Here is a 23926-nt window from a genome sequence, read left to right on the forward strand (position 1 = left end):
AACACACGAACGTCACGCGTCCTTCAATTAATTACCAACACCGGCTTTCTGCAGCCACGCTTTCGCCTGCGCTGCCGTTTCCGGATCCTTCTGAGCGTCCATCACAGCATCGACAGCAGCCACCTTGTTCTTGAGGCCGATGTTCGCATTGGCGAGGTCCATGTAAGCCCTGCCCTTGTGCTGCACACCTTTGTCGATGCCTTGCTGGATAGTCGTCTTGGCGCCGGCAAAGTCGTTCTGTTCGAGCATCGCAAGACCGGCCTTCACATAGACGTCGCCAGTCTTCGCATCGGGCAGCGCTTTCTTGTATGCGGCTTCTGCAGCGGCGAAATCGCCGCCGTTGAATGCCGCATCGCCCAGCAACTCGTTGTTCTCCGAGTTCGATGGCACGACGCCTTTGCTCATGCCTTCCTGCAGCACGGCGGTCGCTTTATCGGAATCGGCCTTCGGATCGTCCGCGCTCTGACCATGGATCATGTAGAGCTTGGCCAGCATGACGTACTCTTGCTGATCTTTGAGCAAGCCCTGCGAACGACCCTTCTCGAGCAGCTGCTGTGCTTCGTCGTATTTCTGCGTCTGCACGAGCAGGTTCACGCTGTTCTCGAAGGCGACCGGATCGCTGGCGTTGGCTGCCATCTGCTTCTGCGCAACTTGCGCAGCGAGATCTTTTTGGCCGGAATCGTTGTAGGCCTGCAGCAACGCTTCGTTCCAGTTCGGGTCGGGCTTATCCGTCATCGACTGCGCTTGCTTGAGCTGCGTGATCGCCTGCGGATATTGCTTCAATTCCAGATACGCTTCGCCTTCCCAGCCGTGGGATTCTGCCGTATCGGCGCGGCCATCGGTGCGCCATTTTTCCAGCGTGTCGATCGCGGGCTGGAATTGCTGATCAACTAAGTAGTAGTTGGCGAGCTGCAACTGCAGCAAGAAGTAGTCGTCATTCGGCAACGAGTTCAAAGCGACAGCACGCTGCAGCATCTCAATGGCCGGCTTCAAATCTTTGTTCTTCGCATGCACTACGGCAAGACCTTCAAGTGCCTTGGCTTGCGCGTACTTGCTCTTGCTCGTATCAACGACGGGTTGAAGAAGTTGTGTCGCCTTGGCCACGTCACCGGCGTTAGCCGCATCGAGGCCGTCTTTCAGCGCCTTCTGGTCTTTCGAGTCAGTCAGATCAGGCTTCGGTGAAGTGCGCGTCGCATTGGGATAGAGCGGCGCCGCTTGCTGGTCTTTTGACGAGTCGCTGCTCGCTAGCGCAGGAGTGCTCGCCACAATCAACGCAAATGCTGCGCCGGCAAGCATCTTCAGGGAAGCGTGTTTCATGGCGTTCCTCAAAGTGAAAAAGGAGTCGGTGTAAACGCACAAAGTAGTGCGGGGGATCACTGAGAGTAGCTGGTGAGTGCTTCGATAACAAGTCGCACTGCGACATAAAAGGCATAGCCAAATCAAAGGCTTATGACATTTTCACCATACTCGTCCGCATTTTTTTCGCAGACTCGGTACGTAATGCGTTTCTTTATGTACCGCTTTCGGGAAAACGGTCGTGTATGTGTGTGCTAATGCATTAATGCAAGCGGTTGCGCACTGCGCGGAAAACACGTTCCACGCAGTGCTTTAATTCAGATGTCCAGGTTGGCGACTTTAAGAGCGTTGGCTTCGATGAAGTCGCGACGCGGTTCGACCGCCTCACCCATCAGCATCGAGAACATCTGATCGGCAGCGATCGCGTCTTCGACACCGACCTGCAGCATGCGACGAGTATCCGGATTCACGGTGGTTTCCCACAACTGTTCCGGATTCATTTCACCCAAGCCCTTGAAGCGCTGAATGGTGCGGCCCTTCTTGGCTTCATCGAGCAACCAGGTGCGCACATCGGCGAATCGCACGACACCGCGCGATGCGTTGCCGCGACGTACGACGGCATCGCTCTGAATCATCCCCGCCAACTGTTGGCTGATGTTGAGAATCGGGCGGAATTCGGAGCTGCTGAAGAACGGCTGCGGTAACAACCAGGTGTGATTCAAACCGTGCTGGTCGCGGATCACTTCAACGGCCGCCGGCTGCTCGCCATGCGCCGGACGCAAGGCAAGTCGATAACGCGGCTTGCCAAGACCGCTGCTTGCAAGGTTCAGCGCGAGGCCGTCGAGCCAGGTCTGCATGGCGCCTGCGTCTTGCCAATGGCGCGCTTCGATCGGCGGATGTTCGAGCATCGCGGTCAGCACATTCGCATCGAAGCGGTGACCCAGGCGTTCGATCTGATCCATCGCCGTCTGGTAATCGCGCAGCAGTTTTTCCAGCGCTTCACCGCTGATGGCCGGCGCGGCCGGTGTGTATGTCAGTTCTGCGTTGTCGACGGCGCTGGAAATCAGATATGCGTTGAGCGCTGCATCGTCCTTGAGATAAAGCTCTTGCTTGCCCTGCTTGAGTTTGTAGAGCGGCGGCAAGCCGATGTACACATGGCCGCGCTCGATCAGCTCCGGCATCTGACGGTAGAAGAACGTGAGTAGCAGCGTGCGGATGTGCGAGCCATCCACGTCCGCGTCGGTCATGATGATGATGCGGTGATAGCGCAGCTTGTCCGGGTTGTAATCCTCTTTGCCGATACCGGTGCCCAAGGCGGTGATGAGCGTGCCGACTTCCGCCGACGAAAGCATCTTGTCGAAGCGTGCCTTCTCCACGTTGAGAATCTTGCCCTTCAACGGCAGCACCGCCTGCGTCTTGCGGTTGCGGCCCTGCTTGGCCGAACCACCTGCGGAGTCACCCTCGACCAGGAACAGTTCGCACAGCGACGGATCTTTTTCCTGGCAATCGGCCAGTTTGCCCGGCAAACCGGCGATGTCGAGCGCGCCCTTGCGGCGTGTCATTTCACGGGCTTTGCGGGCCGCTTCGCGGGCGCGCGCGGCGTCGACAACCTTCGACGCGATCGCGCGGGCTTCAATCGGATGTTCCAGCAGGAACTCGCCGAGCTTTTCGTAGACGACCTGCTCGACTACCGTTTTCACTTCGGACGAGACGAGCTTGTCTTTGGTCTGCGAGGAGAACTTCGGATCGGGCACCTTCACCGAGAGCACGGCGATCAGGCCTTCGCGCATGTCATCGCCGGAAAGCGTGACTTTCGCGGTCTTGGCCAGACCTTCCTTTTCGATATAGGCCTGCAAGGCGCGTGTCAGCGCGGCACGAAAACCCGTCAGATGGGTGCCGCCGTCGCGCTGTGGAATGTTGTTGGTGAAGCAGAACATCGTCTCCTGGTAGGAGTCGGTCCACTGCATCGCCAACTCGACGGTGATGCCGTCCTGTTGCGCGCTGAGGCTGATGACATTCGGGTGCAGTGCGGTTTTCAGCTGCGCCAGATGCTGCACGAAGGAACGGATACCGCCCTCGTAGGCAAACGTATCGTGACGCCCTTCCCCGCGTTCGTCGTAAAGATCGATCGTGACGCCGGAATTGAGGAAGGCCAGTTCGCGCAGGCGTTTGGCCAGGATGTCGTAGTGGAATTCGATGTGGGTGAAGGTTTGCGGGCTGGGCTGGAAACGCACCGTGGTGCCGCGTTTATCGGATGGGCCGACTGCTTTCACTGGATACAGCGGCTCACCGTGTGCGTATTCCTGCTGATATTCCTGGCCATCGCGATAAATCGTTAGCCAGAGATGTTCGCTGAGCGCGTTGACCACCGAAACGCCCACGCCGTGCAGACCGCCGGAAACCTTGTAGGAGTTCGCGTCGAACTTGCCGCCGGCGTGCAGGACCGTCATCACGACTTCGGCCGTGGAACGTCCCTCTTCCGGATGCGTGTCGACCGGGATGCCACGGCCATTGTCGACGACGCTGACCGAACCATCGTCGCGGATCGTCACGATGACATGGTCGCAATAACCCGCCAGGGCTTCGTCGATGGAGTTATCAACGACCTCGAACACCATGTGGTGAAGGCCAGTGCCGTCATCGGTATCGCCGATGTACATGCCTGGGCGCTTGCGCACCGCTTCCAGACCTTTGAGTACCTTGATGCTGTTCGAATCGTAAGATGCGTTCATGCAATAACCGTTTCCCGGCGCCAAAGAACCGCCCGGTACGGCGCCATAGTGGCCGGGCTTGATGCAACCTTCCGATTATAGCAGGGGCGACAGTTGACCCTGTTCCACGTGGAACACTTTTACTGACGACCCCTGGAGGGCCCGCGGAATCTCTGTCCCAGTCACCAACACCTGCGCTGGAGCCTCCAGAAGGCTATCCAGCACGGCGGTCTGATGGGCTAGATCGAGCTCGGAAGCGAGGTCGTCCAGGCAAATGATCGGCCATTCACCGCGATGCGCTGCATCGACCCGAGCCTGGGCTAACAAGCATGCGAGGGCGACCAGCTTCTCCTGGCCGCGAGACAGGTGCTCGCGCTGCGGCGCGTGTTCGAACGACAAGGACCAGTCGCCCCGGTGGACGCCAGCCGTGGTGTGACCTCTGCCCTGGTCGCGGCCCCGTTGAGAAGCGAGCGTTGCGGACAGATCCTCGCCTTCAGGCCAACCCGAGCGATAGCGCAGATCGACCTGACCGAGTTCTGGAATCAGCCGGGCCGCCTCGTTTCGCAGGTTGGGCACCAATGCCTCAAGATATCTGCGGCGCCACGCGTCGATAAGAGAGCCGCTACGGCCAAGCTCCTGTTCCCACGGTCCGTACAATCCGTCGTCAAGAGACGCATCTGTCCGCAAGAGGCTATTCCGCTGCTTCAGCGCTCTTTGATAGCGACGCCACGTGGGGAGGAATTCCTGTTCCACGTGGAACACTCCCCAGTCCAGGTACCGGCGACGCTCTTCCGCCGCTCCCGCGATCAGCGCATGAGAACCCGGCTCGAAACAGACAACAGCGCACTCTCGAATGAGTTGCCCTATAGGTACGTCCTCGCCATTGAGGCGGGCGTCCCAGCGGGAAGCCCCTGCTCGACCCAGGCCAAGCCGGGCAAGATCACCGTTATCGTGGCGCACGGTTGAAAAAATGCTCAAGCCTGGTGCACCGCGCTGCAAGAGGACGTCCCTGGCACCGCTTCTGAAGGAACGCCCATGAGAAAGCAGAAACGCCGCCTCAAGCACGGAGGTTTTCCCCGCACCATTAGCTCCCACGAAGATATTGAAGCCCGCGTCCAGATCGGCGCTGGCATCGGCGATGCACCGCAGCCCCTGAAGCTGCAAACGTTCCAGCCTCATGTGATCAGATCTCGAAAACAAGAACGCCGGAGCTTAGGGCTCCGGCGTTTGAACAAGTCAGTGCGAAAAGAATGGAATCCATGCGTACGATCAGAGACGCAACGGCATGATCACGTGCCGCGACTGCTCGTTATCGTCTTCCTGCACCAAGCAGCTCGACTGAGCATCACGCAAGCTCAACCGCGCCTTGTCGCCGCGCAAGGCGGCCAAGGCGTCAAGCAGATAACCGACATTGAAGCCCACTGTCAGATCAGAAACACCGGTCTCTGCTTCAACTTCTTCGACGGCTTCTTCCTGTTCGGGATTGTGCGCAACGATGCGCAGCTTGCCCGGTGAGAATTCCAGCTTTACGCCACGGTACTTCTCATTCGAAAGAATCGCTGCGCGCTGCAATGCGCCGCGCAGAACTTCGCGATCCAGCGTCGCGCGCTTGTCTGCACCGAGCGGAATGACCGCTTCGTAATCAGGAAAACGGCCATCGATCAATTTCGACGTGAAAACCACTTGTCCGCGACGAACGCGCAAGTGATTGCGCCCAAATTCAAGCTCGACCGTACCTTCGCCCGATTCAAGCAAACCAACCAGCTCATTCACGCCTTTGCGCGGAATGATGATCTGGCGACGCGCTGTCACTTTGCTATCCAGATGCGTTTCTTTCAAAGCAAGGCGATGACCGTCGGTCGCAACGCAACGCAGTGCGTGTTCCTGCAGATCTAGCAACATGCCGTTGAGGTAGTAACGCACGTCCTGATTGGCCATCGCGAACGCCGTACGCTCCATCAGATCGCGCAACACTTCTTCCGGAAGACTTACGCGTTCGACGAGTTCGATTTCATCGATGGTCGGAAATTCCGTGGCAGGCAAAGTCGCGAGCGTGAAACGGCTACGGCCCGCGTTCAATGCAACGCGATCGCCGTTCTGCTTCAGCTCGATCTTTGCACCATCAGGCAGTGCGCGAACGATGTCGAAAAGCTTGCGCGCGGGAATGGTTGTTTCCCCGTCGACAAGTTTGTCGGCATCCGTGGACGCCACCATCTCCACTTCCAGATCCGTGCCGGTGAAGGAGAGTTTGCCGTCGGCCACTTTCACCAGGAGATTGGCTAATACAGGCAACGTCTGGCGACGTTCGACCACTCCGACGACCTGCTGCAAGGGTTTAAGCAGAGCTTCTCGTTGGATGCTGAATTGCATGTGTGTGCTTTCCCTATCCTGCAGTTCTGTTTTTAAAAGAAGAGTGGTGGTTGTAGCAGGGCCGGTGGATAACTTGATAACCGAAAATTATCCATCAAAAACAATTAGTTAAGTAAAATTCCCTTGTGCTCGGAAACACCCGCCGCCTGTGCGTCGGCGGTGGATAACTTTGGAGCCTCAAAGCATCACCATATTATCCACAGGATACCCTGCCGGTTTTCAAGCGCTTATTCAATGAGCTCGATCAACCCGTCAACGTGCGGATAAGCTGTTCCCAATCCTGGCGCATGCGTGTGTCGGTCTCGGACAACTTGCGGATGGTTCGGCAGGCGTGCAGCACCGTGGTATGGTCGCGGCCGCCAAATGCCTCGCCGATTTCCGGAAGGCTGTGCTCGGTCAGTTCCTTCGACAGCGCCATCGCCATCTGCCGTGGCCGGGCCAGCGAACGCACGCGCCGCTTGGAAAGAAGATCCTGCAGACGCACGCCGAAATATTCGGCCACGATCTTCTGGATGTTCGGCACCGTAACGGCCTGCGCATGCGTGGCCAGCAAATCGCGTAAGGTCTCTTCGGCAAATTCCGTAGTGATCGGCTTGCCGTAGAAGTTGGCACGCGCGGCGAGTGTGTTGAGTGCCCCTTCCAGATCGCGCACGTTCGAGCGAATGCGCTTGGCCAAAAGCATCGCCACGTTTTCGCTCACCGCCACGCCCTTCTCGTGCGCCTTGGCCAGCAAGATCGCTGCACGCGTTTCGAAATCCGGCGGCTCGATCGCCACCGACAAGCCCCAACCAAGACGCGATTTCAAGCGCGGCTCGAGTTTGTCCACTTCTTTGGGGTAGCGATCGCAGGTGAGAATGATCTGTTGCTTGGACTCGAACAGCGCATTGAACGTGTGGAAGAATTCTTCCTGAGTCGTGTCTTTTCCCGCGAAAAACTGGATATCGTCGATCAGCAGCGCATCCACCGAACGGAAGCGGCGCTTGAATTCATCCATGCTTTTCGTGCGCAACGCTTCGATCATCGAACCGACGAATTGTTCGGAACGCAGATAGAGCACTTTGCAATGCGGGTTGTGCTCGCGCATCAAGTTGCCGGCAGCGTGCATCAAGTGGGTTTTGCCCAGACCGGTGCCGCCATATAACAGCAACGGGTTGTAAGCGCGGCCGGGATTTTGCGCGACCTGCATTGCCGCGGCTTTGCCCAGTTGGTTGGACTTGCCTTCGACAAAGGTTTCGAAGGTGTAGTGCGGGTCCAGGTTGTGCGTAAAGTTCGGCGCGGCCGGTTCCGGTGCCGTTACCGCGCGTGCAGGCGCGGCCGCCGTCGGACGGTGACCGTTGGTGACCGCTGCAGCGCTTGAGCCCACTTCCAGACGAACGGAGAGTGCGTGACCTGTAAGTAACGCCAGAACCGTCTCGATCTTCCCCAGGTAACGATCGCGGACCGCTTCCAGTGTGTAGGGGTTAGGTGCGAAAAGCTGTAAGCCGTCCGCGTCATCGCGGGCCTGCAGCGGCATCAGCCACGTATGCAGGTCTTCGGCGCTCAACTCACCTTCAAGACGCTCCAGACAGCGCCGCCACAGATCACTCATGAATACTTTTCAGCCACAGCAAATGCGCGTTCGCGCGGGGTGGACCGGGAAGTCTAGCAGCACCTACTCGTCAACTATCCACATGGATATCCACAAGTAGCCGCCAAAGTGCTATTTGACACGAACCGGGATCATTCCGCATAATTCCAAGTCTTTTCACCCATTAATTAGGAGGAAGCCATGAAGCGGACCTTCCAGCCCAGCAAGCTCAAGCGCGCCCGCACCCACGGCTTTCGTGCCCGCATGGCCACAGCCGACGGTCGCAAGATTCTGAATGCACGTCGTGCCAAGGGCCGCAAGCGCCTGATCCCATAAGCCTCGCGCATATGGGTCCCGCCGGCCTGCCGCGCGAGACGCGGATTCGCCGAGCCGGTGACTTCGCCGTCTTGCGACAAGCCAGCGGCCGCCTCGGCGGCCGCTGTTTTTCTGTGCGCTACCAGCAGAACGACCTCGGCCACGCCCGCCTTGGGCTGGCTGTTTCCAAACGGGTTTCCAAGCGTGCCGTCGAGCGCAACCGCATCAAACGGCTGCTGCGCGAATCGTTTCGTCGTGTCCGCACCCAACTCCCTCCCTTCGATGTGGTGGTGATGGCCCGCGAACAGGCCGCTGGCGTCCCCGGCCCGGAGCTGCTCGCCGAGCTCGATGTCCTGTGGCGCAAGCTCGTGCCGTTGAAGCGCGACGGCGACACCTCCACAATGGCGTGCTGATCTCCCACCTTTTCATTTATGCGGGCCGCCGTCGCGGCGCCCTTCACTGGATCGCTACGCGATGAATCAATTGCGCCCCATGCTGGTTATTGCCCTGTTTTTCGTGGCCTATCTGCTTTGGCAGGCCTGGGATCAGGATTACGCACCGCATCCGGTCAGCACACCGACGGCAGCGGCAGTCAGCAGCGATAGCGGCAATGCATCCGGTGCGACACCCACCATCGCCAATACCGGTGCCGATGGCACAGCCACGGCTGCGCAACTCATTACGGTGACCACCGACGTATTGCGTCTGACCATCGACACGCGCGGTGGCAGCATCGTGCGTTCGGAGCTGCTCAATTATCCGGTCACGCCGCGCACGAAAAAGAATCCGGACCCTGCGCCGATTCGTCTGCTTGACGACAACGCGAGCGACTACTTCGCGGCGCAGAGCGGTTTGGTCAGCGCGGACGGCGCGGCGCCGGATCATCGCGCCGTGTTCCAGGTCGCGCAGACCAGTTACGCGTTGACGGATGGCCAAGATGCGCTGAACGTCGATCTCATCTGGACGGACGCGTCCGGCATCAAGGTGGTGAAGCGCTACACCCTGCATCGTGGCAGCTACGTGATCGATCTCGATCAACAGATCGACAACGGCAGCGGTAAGACGTGGGATGGCAATGCGTATCGCCAGCTGCAGCGTGTCGATCGCCCGGTGCCGGTGTATCACAACTTCCTTGAGCGCATTTCCGATCAGTCGCGTTACGGCTTCTTCGGCGCGGTGTGGTACAGCCCCGAGCAGAAATTCAACAAGCTCGCGTACGACAAATTCCAGAAAGAACCGTTGCAAGCCCAGGCGACCGGTGGCTGGGTCGGCATGATGCAGCAGTACTTCCTCGGCGTGTGGATTCCGCCGACGAAGGAAGCCGATACGTTTTCTAGCTCCATCGTCGACAACAACGGTGCCGCACCACATTACGTCATTCGCACGGTGAGTCCGCAAATCAGTGTCGCTGCGGGTCAGCAAGCCACCAGTTCGGCCCAGCTGTATCTGGGTCCGAAGCTGCCGGATCAATTGCAGACCATCGCTCCGGGTCTTGAGCTGACCATCGATTACGGCATGCTCAAAATTTTTGCCGAGCCTTTGCATTGGGTGCTGGCGCAGCTCGACAAGATCACGCACAACTGGGGCGTGTCGATCATTCTGCTGGTGCTGCTGATCAACCTCGTCACATTCAAGTTCACCAACGCGCAGTTCGAATCGGCTGCGAAGATGCGCAAGCTCAAACCGCGCATGGATGCACTGAAAGAACGCTACGGTGACGATCGCCAGAAGATGCAGCAGGCGATGATGGATCTGTACAAAAAGGAAAAGGTGAACCCGGCCGCTGGCTGCTTGCCGCTGCTGATCACCATTCCGATCTTCTACGGTCTGTACTACGTGCTGCGCGATAGCGTGGAACTGCGCCAAGCGCCGTTCTTCGGCTGGATCCACGATCTTTCCGCCGCCGATCCGTACTTTGTGCTGCCGGTGCTCTACACCATCGTCATGCTGGCGCAGCAGTGGCTGATGCCGCCGCAGGCCGGCATGGATCCCACCCAGCAGAAGATGATGAAGTTCATGCCGCTGATGTTCGCGGTGATCTTCCTGTTCTTCCCGTCCGGCCTGGTGCTCTACTACGTCGTGAACGGTCTGTGCCGTCTGCTGCAGCAATGGTGGATGATGCGCCGCCACGACTCGGCCGCCGCCAAGGCTACCGCCTGATTCATGCGCGGGCGGCTATGTGCCGCCCGTCGCGGTTATGCTGATACGCGATGACCGCTCACGCACCCCATGAAGAGACCATCGCCGCGATCGCCAGCGCTTCGGGTGCGGCCGGCGTTGGCATCGTGCGTGTTTCCGGACCGCGCGTTCCTGCCATAGCGCAAGCGCTGATCGGGCAACCGCCTAAGCCGCGTCACGCGCACTTCGCGGCATTTCGTGATGCCGATGGACAGTTGATTGATCGCGGGCTGTTGCTGCACTTCCCCGCACCCGCCTCCTACACCGGCGAGCATGTACTCGAGCTGCAAGGTCACGGCAGCATGGTGTTACTCGATACGCTGTTGCGACGCGTGTGCGAACTCGGCGCACGGCTTGCGCGACCTGGCGAATTCACCGAACGGGCTTTTCTCAACGGCAAACTCGATCTTGCACAAGCTGAAGCCGTTGCGGATCTGATCGCCGCGCGCTCGCATGCAGGTGCGCGCGCCGCGCTGCAATCGATGGACGGTGTTTTCTCGCGAAAAGTGACGGCGCTGCTGCACGCGTTGATTGCGCTGCGCGTACACATCGAAGCCGCTATCGATTTTCCGGAAGAAGAAATCGACTTCCTCGCCGATCCGGCGATTGCGCAACAACTGGCAGCGCTACGTGCTGATCTCGCCGAGTTGCTGCGTGAAGCGCAGCGCGGTGTCCGGCTCAACGACGGTCTGCGTGTCGCGATTGTCGGTCGGCCTAACACAGGAAAATCCAGTTTGCTAAACGCCTTGGCGGGCAGTGAACGCGCCATTGTTACCGACATCGCAGGAACGACGCGCGACGTGCTGCGCGAAAGCATCCAGCTTGACGGCATCACGCTTGAATTGGCCGACACCGCCGGACTGCGCGAAACGCATGACCCGGTCGAACGCGAAGGCGTACGTCGTGCACACGGCGAACGCGAACGTGCCGATGTCGTCATGCTCGTCACCGATGCCGAACACGCAGACGGTGATCTCGCGTGGCTCAACGATTTGCCGTCGTCGGTGGAACGCATCGTCATCGTCAACAAGATCGATCTTGGCGGTGCTCGTGCTCGCGCCGAAAATCGAGCAGACGCATGCTGGTTATGGCTTTCGGTGAAAACAGAAACCGGCCTCGAAGCATTGCGTGACCATTTAAAGCAACTGGCCGGATCGGGCAGCGGAGAAGGTGCATTCAGTGCGCGCCGCCGCCATGTGCTTGCGCTCGAGCAAGTCTCCGCTCACCTCGATCACACCGCGCGCGTGCTCGCAGACACGCACGCGGGCGAGCTCGCAGCCGAAGAGCTGCGTCAAGCACAGCACGCATTGGGCGAAATCACTGGCACCTACACCAGCGACGATTTGCTTGGCGCTATCTTCAGCTCGTTCTGCATCGGCAAATAGTCAGGTCGACTGACGCGCTAGCAGCGCCTCAACGTCAGCGCGATAAGGCATGCCAGCACGCGCACCCAATTGCGTGACCGAAAGTGCCGCTGCAGCGCAGGCCTTGCGCACAGCGACATCCAAACCTTCGTGCAGGAAGACGGCGAATGCGCCGTTAAAAGTGTCGCCCGCACCGGTGCTATCGACAACCTTCACACCGAAACTTGGCTGATGTTGCGGCTCGCCCCGCTCCCGTAACCACGCGCCTTCGGCGCCGCGTGTCAGCACGACCGGGCACGGTGCGCGGCGCATCAGCGTACGAAAATCCTCGGACGGATCGGCACCAAGCAAGGTCGCCAGCTCGTGCTGGTTTGGCGTGATGTAGCGTGCGAGCTGCAGCCATTCCGGCGGAAGCCGCTGCGCCGGTGCAGGGTTGAGAATCACGGGAACATGTTGCTGATGCGCGACGCGCAACGTGGCTTCCACCGTTTCGAGCGGAATTTCCATTTGCACGAGCACGGCGTCGGCTTGCGCAATGAGTTCCTTTGCCTTGAGAACATGCGAAGGCGTTAATTGCGCATTCGCGCCAGGTACGACGATGATCTGGTTCTCGCCGCCGGAAACGGTGATGGAGGCGGTACCGCTGCTGCAATGTTCGATACGCGCGATGTGTTCGACGTGGACGCCCTCTTCGGCCAGTGCATCGCACAGCGGTTGTCCGAAATTGTCGTCGCCAATGGCGCCGATCATGTGAACTTCGGCACCCAGCCGCGCGGCCGCTACAGCCTGATTGCCACCCTTGCCGCCGTGAACCGATAAGAAGCGCTCGCCAAGCAGCGTTTCACCGGGCGCGGGAAAACGCTGCGCCACGGTGACAAGGTCCATGTTGATGCTGCCGACGACGACGATACGAGTCATGGGTGCTCTCGCAAGAACGTGTGTGTTCTGCAGAGCGTAAACGCAGACGCTTCGACGCGATAGTCATCGCAGCGATACGTACCGGCGTTGCACCGGTACGTATCGCGAGAGCGATCAGTTGCCGCCGTTGTTGCCGTTGCTCGAGCCGCCGCTGGATTCACCCGACGAGGAATCCTGGCCATGCCCATTCTGCATACGCTGCTTCTGCATCTGCTTCATGTTTGCATACTGCGTTTGCTGTGCAGGAGTCAGCACAGCGTTGATCTGCGAATCGCTGTCTTGCTGAAGCGAACGCATCTTGCTGTGACGATCTTGCTGCGAAAGCGAGCTGTCTCCGCGAATGGCATTCATCTGCTGCTGCCTGTTCTGAATAATCGTCAGCAGCTTGGACGATTGATCGTCGCTCAGCCCAAGCCGCTTGGTGAGACGGGCGACCTGTTTTTGCGGATCGGGCGCTTGATGCATCGGTTGAGCGGAAGGCGGCGCGCTGCTCGAACCGGTAGAAGAGCTACTGTCCTGGGCAAATGTCACAGATGCCAGGCTGACGGCGCTCAGCACGAGGGCGAGCAGGGTAAAACGCGAAGCGAAGGTGTTCATGGGATTTCTCCGGGCGATAGAACCGTAGTGAGGCATCTGTCGAGACTGCATGGCAGGAAACGAACTACGCAGCTTGCCGTTTACCGGGACGACATCGTGTGAACGCAGGTATTTGCCTGCGAGTCGGCAAAACAACGGATTGGCGAAAGAAAACGCGACCTTGAAACCACTCGCCACGACCCCGACGCTTGTTGTTTGCGCGTTGGAGATTCTCATGATCGAACTGCACTATTGGCCGACTCCGAATGGCCACAAGATCACGTTGTTTCTGGAAGAGAGCGGCCTGCCCTACACCATCAAACCGGTGAACATCGGCAAGGGCGAACAGTTCGAACCGGCCTTTCTGAGCATTGCGCCGAACAATCGCATGCCCGCGATCGTGGACAAATCGCCAGCTGACGGCGGTGAGCCAATCAGTGTTTTCGAGTCGGGCGCGATTCTTCAGTATCTCGCCGAAAAGACGGGCCGCTTCTTACCCAGCGATTTGCGCGGGCGAACCACGGTGATGGAGTGGTTGTTCTGGCAGGTTGGTGGTCTGGGTCCGATGCTGGGGCAGAATCATCACTTCAATCGCTATGCGCCGGAAAAAATTCCCTACGCCATCGAGCGTTATGAGCGCGAAACGCGTCGTCTTTACGGTGTGCTGGACAAGCGTCTGGATGGACGCGCTTTCATCGCGGGCAAGGACTACACCATTGCCGATATGGCGGCGTATCCGTGGACGGTGTCGCATCCCAATCAAGGCATCAACCTCGATGACTTTCCGCATGTGAAACGCTGGTTCCATCACATCCAGGAACGCGATGCCACGCGTCGCGCGTATGCGATGGGCGATGACATCAAAGGAAAGCTGGATGCGCGGACGGATGAGGAGGCGCGGCGCAATTTGTTTCAGAGATGAAGCTAGTCAAAACCTCACCGTCATCCCGGCGCAGGCCGGGATCCAGTCGAAATACGCGTCCGAAGGACACGAAATCTATTTGTATTGAGTGCTGCGCACGACGTATTAAAACTGGATCCCGGCCTGCGCCGGGATGACGGTGAGGAAAGTTATAGCCTTGTGTAACGCAATGACGTTTTCGGTTTGGGTGGATGCATCAATAAAAAACCCGCCATGTGGCGGGTTTTTTGATCCAACTCAGTGCGCCCGACCTACATCGGAATCGCCGTGAACAAGCGGCGGCGGTGCGCCAGCCACAGCGAGCAGCGATTGCGCGTAACCGTCTTCCATCGTCACGGTCGACACTTCGTCCCAGCCGAAGAACGATGCTTCAAGCAGCCATTCACCATCCGGGGTGATTTCCTGCATGTTGAAACCGTCTTCCTCGACGCTGACGAGCCGTCCGATGTAGCAGACCTCGGCTTCGTCCTCGCTATCGACATGGATACCGATCACCGGCGCCATCGCGCTGGCGGCTTGCACCACGTCGCGGATGTTGTCGAGCGGGAACGCACGGGGCGGACGCGGCACCATGTTCTTCAGTGTCAGCGCCTTCTCCATGAAGACCGCATGCTTGTCGGGTGCTTCCAGCTCGCTGATGTCGCGATGCCGCATCACATACATGCCGTCGTAGGTAATGCCGTCACCGACGACCCACAACAGGAAAAATTCCCGGCCGACACTCCCCACGTAACCGCAGAAGCTGCCGTGTTCCAATTCGCCGCGCCATAGACGCACCATCTGCTGACTCTGTTGCGCTTCGCGGAGCTGCGCACGCTGGCCAGTGGTCTTCAACTCAATAACGTTACTCATGGTCAATATTTTACCAGAGGGGGTCGGACCTCATGTTTACAGCCTGATAAGCGTCCACTGCTCCGAAATATAATCCATAGATAACAATAACTTGGTGGAAATCACCCGCCGTCAGAGGATATAACGGCTCAGGTCCTCGTCCTTAACCAGGCTGCCAAGGTTTTTGTCGACATATTCGGCGTTGATCAGATAGTTTTCGCCGGATTTGTCCGCAGCTTCGTAGGAGATCTTCTCCAAAAGGCGCTCCATCACCGTGTGAAGCCGGCGGGCGCCGATGTTTTCGGTCCGCTCGTTCACCTGGTAAGCGACCTCGGCCAACCGGTCGATGCCGGTTTCGTCGAACGAGAGCGACACGCCCTCGGTACCCAACAAGGCGACGTATTGCTTGGTCAACGCGTTGTGCGGCTCGCGCAGGATGCGCTTGAAGTCGTCCACGGATAGCGCCGACAGCTCCACGCGAATCGGCAGGCGGCCTTGCAGCTCGGGGATCAGGTCCGATGGCTTGGCCAGCGAGAACGCACCCGAGGCGATAAACAACATGTGGTCGGTTTTGATCGGGCCGTATTTGGTGGACACGGTGGAACCTTCAACCAGCGGCAGCAGGTCGCGCTGCACGCCCTCGCGGCTCACGCCGGCACCGCCCCACTCGGAACGCTGCGCGACTTTGTCGATCTCGTCGATGAAGACGATGCCGTTCTGCTCAGCCGCTTCCATCGCCTGCGCGCGAATTTCCTCGTCGTTGAGCAGGCGGCCGGCTTCTTCTTCGATCAGCAATGGGCGCGCCGCCTTGATCGCCAGCTTGCGCTTCTGCGTCTTGCCGCCGCCGATGTTCTGGAACATCTGGCGCAGCTGCTGACCCATTTCTTCCATGCCGGGCGGCGACATGATTTCCACGCCGACGTTCATGCTGACATCGAGTTCGATCTCGCGATCTTCCAGCGCGCCTTCGCGCAGCTGCTTGCGCAGTTTCTGGCGCGTGTCGCTTTCGAGCGATGATGCGGGCGCGGGATCGTGACTCCAGTCGGTCGGCGACTGACGGCGCGGCAACAGCGCATCGAGAATGCGGTCTTCCGCGCGATCTTCCGCCTGCGTGCGCACGCGTTTCATCGCTTGCTCGCGCGTGAGCTTGTAAGCGACATCGGCCAGGTCGCGCACGATGGATTCGACGTCTTTGCCGACGTAACCCACTTCGGTGAATTTCGTCGCTTCCACCTTGACGAACGGCGCATTGGCCAGCGACGCCAGACGGCGCGCAATTTCGGTTTTACCGACGCCGGTCGGGCCGATCATCAAGATGTTCTTCGGCGTCACTTCTTCGCGCAGCGAAGGGTCCAGCTGCATGCGGCGCCAGCGATTGCGCAGCGCAATGGCAACGGCGCGCTTGGCGTCGTGCTGGCCGATGATGTAACGGTCGAGTTCGTTGACGATTTCACGAGGAGTGAGTTCGGACATTAGGGTCACCGGAAAAACAGAGTGGTTTACTTCGTCATCCCGGCGCAGGCCGGGATCCAGTGTCGACCACCTTTGCAGTTACTGGATGCCGGCCTACGCCGGCATGACGACATTTTTGTAGGTTTTGAAGACGCTTACAGCTCTTCAATCGTGGTGTTGTGATTGGTGTAGATGCAGATGTCGCCGGCAATCTTCAGTGCGCGTTCGACAATGGCGCGCGCGTCGAGATCGGTGTTCTCCATCAGCGCGAGTGCCGCCGATTGCGCATACGGGCCACCGGAACCGATGGCGATCAAGCCGTGCTCGGGTTCCAGCACGTCGCCATTGCCGGAGATGAGCAGCGATGCCTCTTTGTCCGCGACCGCGAGCATGGCTTCGAGCCGGCCAAGGCGGCGGTCGGTGCGCCATTCCTTCGCCATTTCGACGGCGGCGCGGGTGAGGTTGCCGCCGTGCTTGTCCAGCTTCTGCTCGAACAGCTCGAACAGGGTGAAAGCGTCCGCGGTGGCGCCGGCGAAACCGGCCAGCACGTCACCCTTGCCAAGACGGCGGATTTTGCGGGCGTTGGCCTTCATCACCGTATTGCCCAGCGTGACCTGACCGTCGCCGCCGATCACGACGCGGCCCTGGCGGCGCACCGAGATGATGGTGGTGGCATGGAACGATTCCATGGAAATCTCCGAAAGAATGCCTGGTCCGCAAAGGTGGGGCCGTTGGGCCCGAAACCAAGGCGTTCGGCGGCGGGTCGGCTGCCCGCGGGCCCGATCAGGGCCGGTGTCGGAGCATCTTCAGCCTTTGCGCCGCGCGCGCGGATGCGCGGCGTCGTAAACCTTGGCCAGATGCTGAAAGTCCAGATGGGTATAGATCTGCGTCGTGGCGATGTCGGCGTGACCGAGCAACTCCTGCACCGCGCGCAAATCGCCGGACGACTCCAGCATGTGGCTGGCAAACGTGTGACGCAGCAAATGCGGATGCACGTGCTTGGCAAAACCCTGACGCATGGCCAGCGTTTTCATGCGCGCCTGTACGGTGCGCGGACTGATCGCTGCGCCGTTTCGTCCACGAAAAACCGGTGACTCTGGCGCACGGCCTTCTGCTTCACCCAATGCACGCAACGCAGCGATGGCGTGACGACCGACCGGAACGATGCGCGTCTTGCGGCCCTTACCCAACACACGCACTTCGCCGGCATCGAGATCCAGATCCAGCCAGCGCAAGCCGATCAATTCGGAAAGACGTAAGCCCGACGAATAGAAAAGCTCGAGCATCGCGCGATCGCGCACACCGAGCGCGTCATCACCATCGCCTTCGACGAGCGCCGTTGCTTCATCGACGTCCAGCACCTGCGGCAACTTGCGATGCACTTTGGGACCGCGCACGCCAGCCAGCGGATCGTGCGCCAGCAATCCTTCGCGTGTGAGTTGGCGAAACAAGCTGCGGCATGAGGAAAGCAGGCGCTGCAAGCTCTTCGGCGACAAACCTGCGCGATGTTCGGACGCGATGAAACCGCGCATGCGATGGGCATCGAGCTTGTCGAACGAGGCAATTTGTTGCCTCTCCATAAACGCTGTCAGTTTCGTCAGATCGCGGCGATAACCGTCGATCGTATGCGGCGATGATTGGCGTTCATGGGCCAGCCGTGTGAGCCACGCGTCGATCTGGCCTTGTGCGTTCACGGCGGCTCAGGCGCCGTCCTGCATGCGCGCTAGCGATGCGGTGACGGTCGCGGAAATCATCTTCAGGAACATCGTGCCCATGCCGGGTTGGAAGTGATCGGCATCGCGACTGCCGATCGCCAGCAAACCGTATTCGCCCAGCGGCATCACCGCCGCCGAACGAATGTCGGGTGCGTGTTGACCGAACAGGCGATACAGGCGCTCGGCCGAAAGGCGTCCGGAAATAGGTTCATGATGCGCGAGGAAATCCGCGAATTCAGGCATGCCTGCGCGGCCACCCGGTTCCTGCTGCAGCCATTCGGCGGGCGGTAGCGTGAGATTGCCGAACAGCACCAGACGCACCTGGTCGGTGGCAAAGTCTTCGCGCAATTTCACCACCACGCTGCGCGCAGCGATGGCCGGTGTATTGGCACGCAGCACCGCGACATTGAGATCGTGCACGCGATGCATCAGGCGTTCGTTTTCGGCGGCGATCTCGGTAAGCTCGCTGAGCCGGCGTTCCAGTTCGGCGTTCTTGTCGCGCAACGCCTGCAGCTGATAGGCCGCCAGCGAAGCCACCGCGCCCTGTTCGCGTGGCATCGTCAGCACATTCGCCAATTCCGGATAGTCGCTGAGAAAGTCTGGATGCTCGCGCAGATAGGCGGCGACATCGCTGGCTTTCATCGTTTCGTCGAGCAGGGCGTTGGTCATGCGCGAAACCTCGATCGGAATGCAGGAGCGGCGAGCCGCCAGGCCCGAGTGTGCGATGGACGCGCCCGCGCATCAATCATCGCGTTGCGGATCCAGCCATTCGCCTTCAAATACGAACGCGGCCGGACCGGTCATCCAGAGCGTCTGACCCGGTCCGGACCACTCGATGTGCAGGCTGCCGCCGGGCAAGTCGACCTGCACGCGTTCGTCCACCTCGCCGCGATGGCGTAGCACCGCCATGGCCGCGCACGCCCCGGTGCCGCATGCCTGCGTCCAGCCCGCGCCGCGCTCATGCACGAACAAGCGCAGATGCTGCCGGCTCAACTTCTGCACGAAGCCTGCGTTGGCCCCTTCGCGAAAACGCGGATGAGCGGTAAGAGCCGGCCCCAGGCGAGCCATGGCCTTGGACGACACCGCATCTTCCACTACCACCGCATGCGGGTTGCCCATGGAGACGGCGCCGATTTCCACCGGCTGACCATCGACGTCCAGCACGTAGCGATTCGTAACATGCGGCGCATCGAACGGAATGCGCGCCGGATCAAAGATCGGTTCGCCCATGTCCACGGTGACCTGATGGGCGTCGAGCATCCGTACCGCCACCGGTCCGGAGGGACTCTGGATCCGTACCGTTTCGCCAAGCGGTAGCGCGCCCGCGCGATGCAACCATGCCGCTACGCAGCGTACGCCGTTGCCGCATTGTCCCGAGGGCGAACCGTCGCCATTCCAGATGCCGTAATAAAACGCGCTGGAACCATCGCGTGCGGGTTCCACGCTGAGCAATTGATCGAATCCGATGCCGGTATGACGGTCGGCCATTGCTCGAATGACGGCGACATCCAGCGCAAGCGCGCCGTCGCGGCTATCGATGACAACGAAATCGTTGCCGCTGCCATGCATCTTGGTGAAGCGGATGGCCATGTTCTTCTGTCGAGGTACTCAGTTTCCGCCCAGCGGCTTGGTCACCACACTGCTTGCGCTGGCGGGTGCCTCAGACGTGCTGCTATGAGCCGGTGCCGGTATGGGCGCCGGAGCGGGCTTATGTACAGGTGCGGGCTTCGGTGCAGCAGGCGGGTAATACAACGGCCCTTTGTTGCCGCAGCCGGCGAGCGCGGACAACGCGAGGCAGGCAGGAAGCAGCAGGATCGATCGGCGCATGGTGCGGGATTCCTCGGGAAACGGCTGCAGTATAGCCAAGCTACCAGGCGATCACGGTTGCACCGTTATCATGCGCGCACGCAACGGATATGCGAGCACCTGGAGTACTTCATGAACTGGAACGAATTGCTGCGTCTGCCCTCGACCCTGCTGGCCATTCTGGCCGCCGTGGTTCTTTTCATAGCGCTTGTGCAGCTGGTGGCGGCGCGCCAGCGTTTGCACGAACGGCGTCACTTTGCCGTGGCCGGTCACACGCTGCTGCTGGTGGTTTTCATCGTGTTGGGCGTTGGCATCGCCGGTATGGCCCTCTCGCTGCGTGGTTACCGCTTCCTCGACGAGGAGGCGCCCGTCGTCCAACTCGACTCGCAGATTCTCGCGCCACAGCGCTGGGTGGTCACCGTTACCTGGCCCGACACCGCCACGCGCAAGTTCATGCTCGCGGGCGATGATTTTCGCATCGAAGCCATCGTTCTGAAGTGGAAACTACCCGCGATGTTGGCGGGTTTGCCGCCGCTTTATCGCCTCGACCGCATCTCCGGACGTTTCGACGACGCCAACGAAGAAATGAATGGTCCACGCACCGTCATCGATTTCGGCCAGGCGGGTCCGTTGGATCTGCTCGATCTACGCAAACAGTTTCCGCGCTGGCTGCCTGAGGTCGATACGGTATTTGGCAGCGGCGCGTACCTGCCGCTGGTCGACGGCGGCCACTACAGCGTGAGCCTGATGCGAACAGGCGCGCTCGTTGCGCGCCCGGACGATGCCACGGCACAACGCATCGGCCAGCCGCTGGGCGGCTGACCGATACCATTAATGCGGCTGACTGAATTGGGCGACGATCGCGACCAAGGCAATGATCACCAGCAACGCAGCCCAGCCGTATCGATCACCAAACGGAATGGGATTGGCCTTCAAGTCGCTTTCAACCTTCTTCGTATCGAGTTTCCATCCGCGCTTGCAGACGTCGCAGGCGAGGAAATACTGCTTTTGCGTCACCCATCGAAAAACGTAATACAGGTGCCCGTACCGGTATTGCAGCATCAGTCTGAAAGGCCGATTGGTCTGGCACTTTTCGCAATCACGATGTTCCCTGACACCCAGAACAACGTTCTGCCCGCGCGATCCCCAGATGATCATGTCCCTGTTCCCCGTCCTTGATTGCAAGCCTCGCGAAAGGCTTCGCCTCGCGTCCCCACGCGTTGCGTCGATGCACATCATGGCAACGGACTGCTTCACGCGCCAGTGGATAAATCGCAAGAAATGCCGCGTTTGCGGTGTCATCGGGCAATGCTAGATTCAGCGTTCCATCAACCTGTTTCGCACGAGGGGAGACACTTATGAAACGCATCGCATCCGTCGTCATGCTCGCTGGCCTGACGTTCGTCGCATCCGCCGCCATGGCCCAGCAACAGCCGGTTCGCAACGTCAGCGCCAAGCGCCATCCGAACCTCGCTCGCGCCCAGAAGCAGACCGACGCCGCTTACAAGAGCATCGTCGCTGCCCAGCAGGCGAACGAATTCGACCTGGGCGGTCATGCGCAGAAGGCGAAAGACCTGCTCGATCAGGCGAATCAGGAACTGAAGCAGGCGGCTGAAGTCTCCAACGCCAACCACTAAGCGGGTGACGTGAAGACATCAAAAGGCCTCCCTTCGGGGAGGCTTTTTTATGCGAGTTTTTTCTCGTAGCGGAACGCGTGCGAGCCGTCTTCGTAAAACCCTTTCACCACCGGGCCGATGCGGTGATAACCGAGCCGCTCGTAAAGGCGAATGGCCGCATCGTTATCGGTGCGCACTTCCAGGCGCAAGGCATTGCAACGGCGCTGCACGGCGGCCGCTTCCGCCGCGTCGATCAATGCCGTGCCTACACCCTTGCCGCGCGCTTCGGGCAGGCTGGCAATCGAATACAGCCGGGCTACGCGGCTGCCCTTGCGGAAAAACACCAGCGCCGTGCCCAGAAAGCGGCGGTGATTGGCGCTGGCCACGAGCACACGTGCGCTGTCGCTGTCGAGGTGACGGCGAAACTGCGCACGGCTCACCAGATCGTGATCGAAGGTCGCTTCTTCCAACGCAACCAGATCGTCGAGATCGGAAAGTTCGGCACGGCGCACCCGCACGGCGGCGGTTGCTGGCGATGGCGTCATCAAGGAGCTCTCGTCAAAACGTGCCGGGGCGGTCCGGACACGGGATGGTCTGGAATTTCAGTAAGCGGCGCACTCTAGTGCAGAGCGTCCGGGAAAGCATCCCGCAGAGGTCACCCGTTGGTATGTGTTCAGTGCCAACCCTTGTGCGCTCCGCCGTGGTGAAAGACACTGCCACCTTGCGCTGCGCCGCCCCGTTCCCTACGTGACGACGTCATTTCCGCCGGTCCACCACTTGAGGTGTCATGACCCGACTCGTCATCGTCGTCGAGAAAGCTTCCGATTGGGGCTCTTACTATCCGTCCGTCGACGTCGTCACCGCGATGGATTACCTGCGCGAACCGGTGGGCGGCGACGACGAGCGCACCCACGTGATCAACCTCTGCCGCAGCTACAAGTATCTGGGCACGGGCTATTACGTCTCGCTGCTGGCCGAAGCGCGTGGACATCGCGTGATGCCTTCGGTGCGCACCGTGAACGATTTGCGAAAGCGGTCGCTGTACGGTCTGGCCATCGACGACCTCAACGCCAAGCTCACGAACTTTCTACCCGAGGGCGCGCGCGACACCACCGACTTCGGCATCCTGGTCCATTTTGGCGAAACCTCGACGCCGACGTTGCAGGATCTCGCGCGGCAGGTGTTCGAAATGTATCCGTGCCCGCTGCTGCGCATCGAATTCGAGCGCGAGCGCGTGTGGCGGATTGCATCGATCAAGCCGGTGGGTCTGCACACGCTGGACGATGCGCAGGAAGACGCCTTCGCGGATGAGCTCGATCGCTTCTCCAAGAAACTATGGCGCAAGCCGCGGGCACGGCGCCTGTATCGCTACGACGTAGCCATGCTGGTCGATCCCAACGAAGTGATGCCGCCGTCGAACAAGAAGGCGCTGAAATCCTTCGTCGCAGCTGGCAAGGAACTGGGTATCGAAGTCGATCAGATCGGCAAGAACGATTATCAGCGTCTGGCCGAATACGACGGTCTCTTCATTCGCGAAACCACCGCCAGCGACAACCACACGTACAACTTCGCGCATCGTGCCGAACGCGAAGGCATGATCGTGATCGACGATCCCGGCTCGATCCTGCGCTGTACGAACAAGATCTTTCTCAATGACCTGATGGTCGCGCGCAAACTCGCCGTGCCACGCACGGAAATTCTGTACCGCGATGACGTCAAAGGCATGAAAGAAGTTGCGGAAAAACTCGGCTTTCCGCTGGTGCTGAAAATTCCCGACGGTTCTTTTTCGCGCGGCGTGGTCAAGGTCGAAAACGGCGTTGCGCTCGAGAAGGCCACCAGCGAACTCTTTCAGCACAGTGCGTTGCTGTTGGCGCAGGAATTCGTCGCGACGGAATTCGACTGGCGCATCGGTGTGCTCAATCGCGAGCCACTTTATGCTTGCAAGTACTACATGTCGCGCGGTCACTGGCAGATCTACAACCACGGCGCGAAAGGCGCCGCGAAAACCGGCAACTCCGAAACCATTCCCGTGCGTGATGCGCCTGCGGAAGTGGTGAAGCTCGCACTCAAGGCGACCAACGCGATCGGCGATGGCCTCTACGGCGTCGATCTCAAACAGGTCGGCGATAAAGCCGTCATCATCGAAGTGAACGACAATCCGTCGATCGATGCGGGTGTGGAAGATGACTATCTCGGCGAAGATCTTTATCGCCGCATCATGCAGGAGTTTTTGCGTCGGATGGAGCGCAAACGTCTGGGTATAAATGCCTGACGGGTTATTCCGGTCGC

24 protein-coding genes are annotated in these 23926 nt (G+C 59.8%); 8 read left to right on the plus strand and 16 right to left on the minus strand.

Annotated features, from left to right (window positions below; genetic code table 11):
- Nucleotides 1–27 precede the first annotated feature (27 nt).
- From EKH79_RS13050 to dnaA, 5 genes are all read right to left on the minus strand, one after another.
- The gene (locus tag EKH79_RS13050) at nt 28–1317 is read right to left on the minus strand and encodes a tetratricopeptide repeat protein (RefSeq protein WP_233590302.1); all 1290 of its coding nucleotides are present in this window, start codon (nt 1315–1317) and stop codon (nt 28–30) included.
- A gap of 296 nt (nt 1318–1613) precedes the next feature.
- Nucleotides 1614–4028 carry a DNA topoisomerase (ATP-hydrolyzing) subunit B gene (gene gyrB / locus EKH79_RS13055; protein ID WP_126674250.1) on the minus strand — a complete coding sequence of 805 codons (2415 nt, stop codon included), beginning with the start codon at nt 4026–4028 and terminating at the stop codon, nt 1614–1616.
- Between the two features lie 75 nt (nt 4029–4103).
- On the minus strand, nt 4104–5186 hold the full coding sequence (gene recF, locus EKH79_RS13060; RefSeq protein ID WP_126674251.1) for a DNA replication/repair protein RecF: 1083 nt from the start codon (nt 5184–5186) through the stop codon (nt 4104–4106).
- Between the two features lie 90 nt (nt 5187–5276).
- Entirely contained in the window at nt 5277–6377 is a 1101-nt protein-coding gene (dnaN, locus tag EKH79_RS13065) for a DNA polymerase III subunit beta (RefSeq protein ID WP_126674252.1), read from the minus strand.
- Nucleotides 6378–6621: 244 nt separating this feature from the next.
- A complete protein-coding gene (gene dnaA, locus EKH79_RS13070) occupies nt 6622–7965 on the minus strand; it encodes a chromosomal replication initiator protein DnaA (RefSeq protein WP_126674253.1) in 1344 nt (447 codons plus the stop codon).
- Between the two features lie 180 nt (nt 7966–8145).
- Between dnaA and rpmH the strand changes: the two genes are divergently transcribed.
- From rpmH to mnmE, 4 genes are all read left to right on the plus strand, one after another.
- Nucleotides 8146–8280, plus strand: a complete 135-nt coding sequence (gene rpmH / locus EKH79_RS13075; protein ID WP_008211413.1) for a 50S ribosomal protein L34 — start codon at nt 8146–8148, stop codon at nt 8278–8280.
- Between the two features lie 11 nt (nt 8281–8291).
- Complete coding sequence (gene rnpA / locus EKH79_RS13080) at nt 8292–8672, plus strand: ribonuclease P protein component (protein WP_126674254.1); 381 nt, start codon at nt 8292–8294, stop codon at nt 8670–8672.
- Between the two features lie 61 nt (nt 8673–8733).
- The gene (yidC, locus tag EKH79_RS13085; RefSeq protein WP_126674255.1) at nt 8734–10419 is read left to right on the plus strand and encodes a membrane protein insertase YidC; all 1686 of its coding nucleotides are present in this window, start codon (nt 8734–8736) and stop codon (nt 10417–10419) included.
- A 50-nt stretch (nt 10420–10469) separates the two neighbouring features.
- Nucleotides 10470–11822, plus strand: coding sequence for a tRNA uridine-5-carboxymethylaminomethyl(34) synthesis GTPase MnmE (gene mnmE / locus EKH79_RS13090; RefSeq protein ID WP_126674256.1), 1353 nt, complete (start codon nt 10470–10472; stop codon nt 11820–11822).
- Here mnmE and rbsK read toward each other — a convergent pair whose 3' ends face one another.
- Complete coding sequence (gene rbsK, locus EKH79_RS13095) at nt 11823–12719, minus strand: ribokinase (protein WP_126674257.1); 897 nt, start codon at nt 12717–12719, stop codon at nt 11823–11825. It lies immediately after the preceding gene.
- Nucleotides 12720–12833: 114 nt separating this feature from the next.
- On the minus strand, nt 12834–13316 hold the full coding sequence (locus tag EKH79_RS13100; protein WP_126674258.1) for a hypothetical protein: 483 nt from the start codon (nt 13314–13316) through the stop codon (nt 12834–12836).
- A 214-nt stretch (nt 13317–13530) separates the two neighbouring features.
- On the opposite strand from EKH79_RS13100, the gene EKH79_RS13105 reads away from it, so the two are divergent.
- Nucleotides 13531–14217 carry a glutathione binding-like protein gene (locus tag EKH79_RS13105; protein WP_126674259.1) on the plus strand — a complete coding sequence of 229 codons (687 nt, stop codon included), beginning with the start codon at nt 13531–13533 and terminating at the stop codon, nt 14215–14217.
- A gap of 237 nt (nt 14218–14454) precedes the next feature.
- Here EKH79_RS13105 and EKH79_RS13110 read toward each other — a convergent pair whose 3' ends face one another.
- The 7 genes from EKH79_RS13110 to lptM all read right to left on the minus strand — a co-directional run bounded on the left by EKH79_RS13110 (nt 14455) and on the right by lptM (nt 20042).
- Complete coding sequence (locus tag EKH79_RS13110) at nt 14455–15069, minus strand: hypothetical protein (RefSeq protein WP_126674260.1); 615 nt, start codon at nt 15067–15069, stop codon at nt 14455–14457.
- 111 nt (nt 15070–15180) lie between these two features.
- Nucleotides 15181–16521 carry an ATP-dependent protease ATPase subunit HslU gene (gene hslU, locus EKH79_RS13115; protein ID WP_126674261.1) on the minus strand — a complete coding sequence of 447 codons (1341 nt, stop codon included), beginning with the start codon at nt 16519–16521 and terminating at the stop codon, nt 15181–15183.
- 134 nt (nt 16522–16655) lie between these two features.
- A complete protein-coding gene (hslV, locus tag EKH79_RS13120; RefSeq protein ID WP_126674262.1) occupies nt 16656–17189 on the minus strand; it encodes an ATP-dependent protease subunit HslV in 534 nt (177 codons plus the stop codon).
- Between the two features lie 117 nt (nt 17190–17306).
- Nucleotides 17307–18194 (minus strand): tyrosine recombinase XerC, encoded by an 888-nt coding sequence (gene xerC, locus EKH79_RS13125; protein ID WP_126674263.1) that lies wholly within the window; start codon nt 18192–18194, stop codon nt 17307–17309.
- 6 nt (nt 18195–18200) lie between these two features.
- Nucleotides 18201–18884: a DUF484 family protein gene (locus tag EKH79_RS13130; RefSeq protein ID WP_126674264.1), complete on the minus strand. Its 684-nt coding sequence runs from the start codon at nt 18882–18884 to the stop codon at nt 18201–18203.
- Between the two features lie 72 nt (nt 18885–18956).
- The gene (dapF, locus tag EKH79_RS13135) at nt 18957–19805 is read right to left on the minus strand and encodes a diaminopimelate epimerase (RefSeq protein ID WP_126674265.1); all 849 of its coding nucleotides are present in this window, start codon (nt 19803–19805) and stop codon (nt 18957–18959) included.
- Between the two features lie 18 nt (nt 19806–19823).
- Nucleotides 19824–20042, minus strand: a complete 219-nt coding sequence (gene lptM, locus EKH79_RS19150) for an LPS translocon maturation chaperone LptM (protein WP_126674266.1) — start codon at nt 20040–20042, stop codon at nt 19824–19826.
- Nucleotides 20043–20153: 111 nt separating this feature from the next.
- Here lptM and EKH79_RS13145 point away from each other — a divergent pair, with 111 nt between their 5' ends.
- On the plus strand, nt 20154–20843 hold the full coding sequence (locus EKH79_RS13145) for a hypothetical protein (RefSeq protein WP_126674267.1): 690 nt from the start codon (nt 20154–20156) through the stop codon (nt 20841–20843).
- 9 nt (nt 20844–20852) lie between these two features.
- Here the strand turns inward: EKH79_RS13145 and EKH79_RS13150 are convergent, their stop codons facing one another.
- Nucleotides 20853–21179 carry a hypothetical protein gene (locus EKH79_RS13150; protein ID WP_126674268.1) on the minus strand — a complete coding sequence of 109 codons (327 nt, stop codon included), beginning with the start codon at nt 21177–21179 and terminating at the stop codon, nt 20853–20855.
- A gap of 200 nt (nt 21180–21379) precedes the next feature.
- Between EKH79_RS13150 and EKH79_RS13155 the strand changes: the two genes are divergently transcribed.
- Nucleotides 21380–21658: a hypothetical protein gene (locus tag EKH79_RS13155; RefSeq protein WP_126674269.1), complete on the plus strand. Its 279-nt coding sequence runs from the start codon at nt 21380–21382 to the stop codon at nt 21656–21658.
- Between the two features lie 47 nt (nt 21659–21705).
- Here EKH79_RS13155 and EKH79_RS13160 read toward each other — a convergent pair whose 3' ends face one another.
- A complete protein-coding gene (locus tag EKH79_RS13160; RefSeq protein ID WP_126674270.1) occupies nt 21706–22182 on the minus strand; it encodes a GNAT family N-acetyltransferase in 477 nt (158 codons plus the stop codon).
- 242 nt (nt 22183–22424) lie between these two features.
- Between EKH79_RS13160 and EKH79_RS13165 the strand changes: the two genes are divergently transcribed.
- Nucleotides 22425–23909 carry a RimK family protein gene (locus EKH79_RS13165; RefSeq protein ID WP_126674271.1) on the plus strand — a complete coding sequence of 495 codons (1485 nt, stop codon included), beginning with the start codon at nt 22425–22427 and terminating at the stop codon, nt 23907–23909.
- The last annotated feature ends 17 nt before the right edge of the window (nt 23910–23926 follow it).

The organism is Dyella dinghuensis (genome assembly GCF_003977615.1).
Taxonomy (GTDB): Bacteria; Pseudomonadota; Gammaproteobacteria; order Xanthomonadales; family Rhodanobacteraceae; genus Dyella_B; species Dyella_B dinghuensis.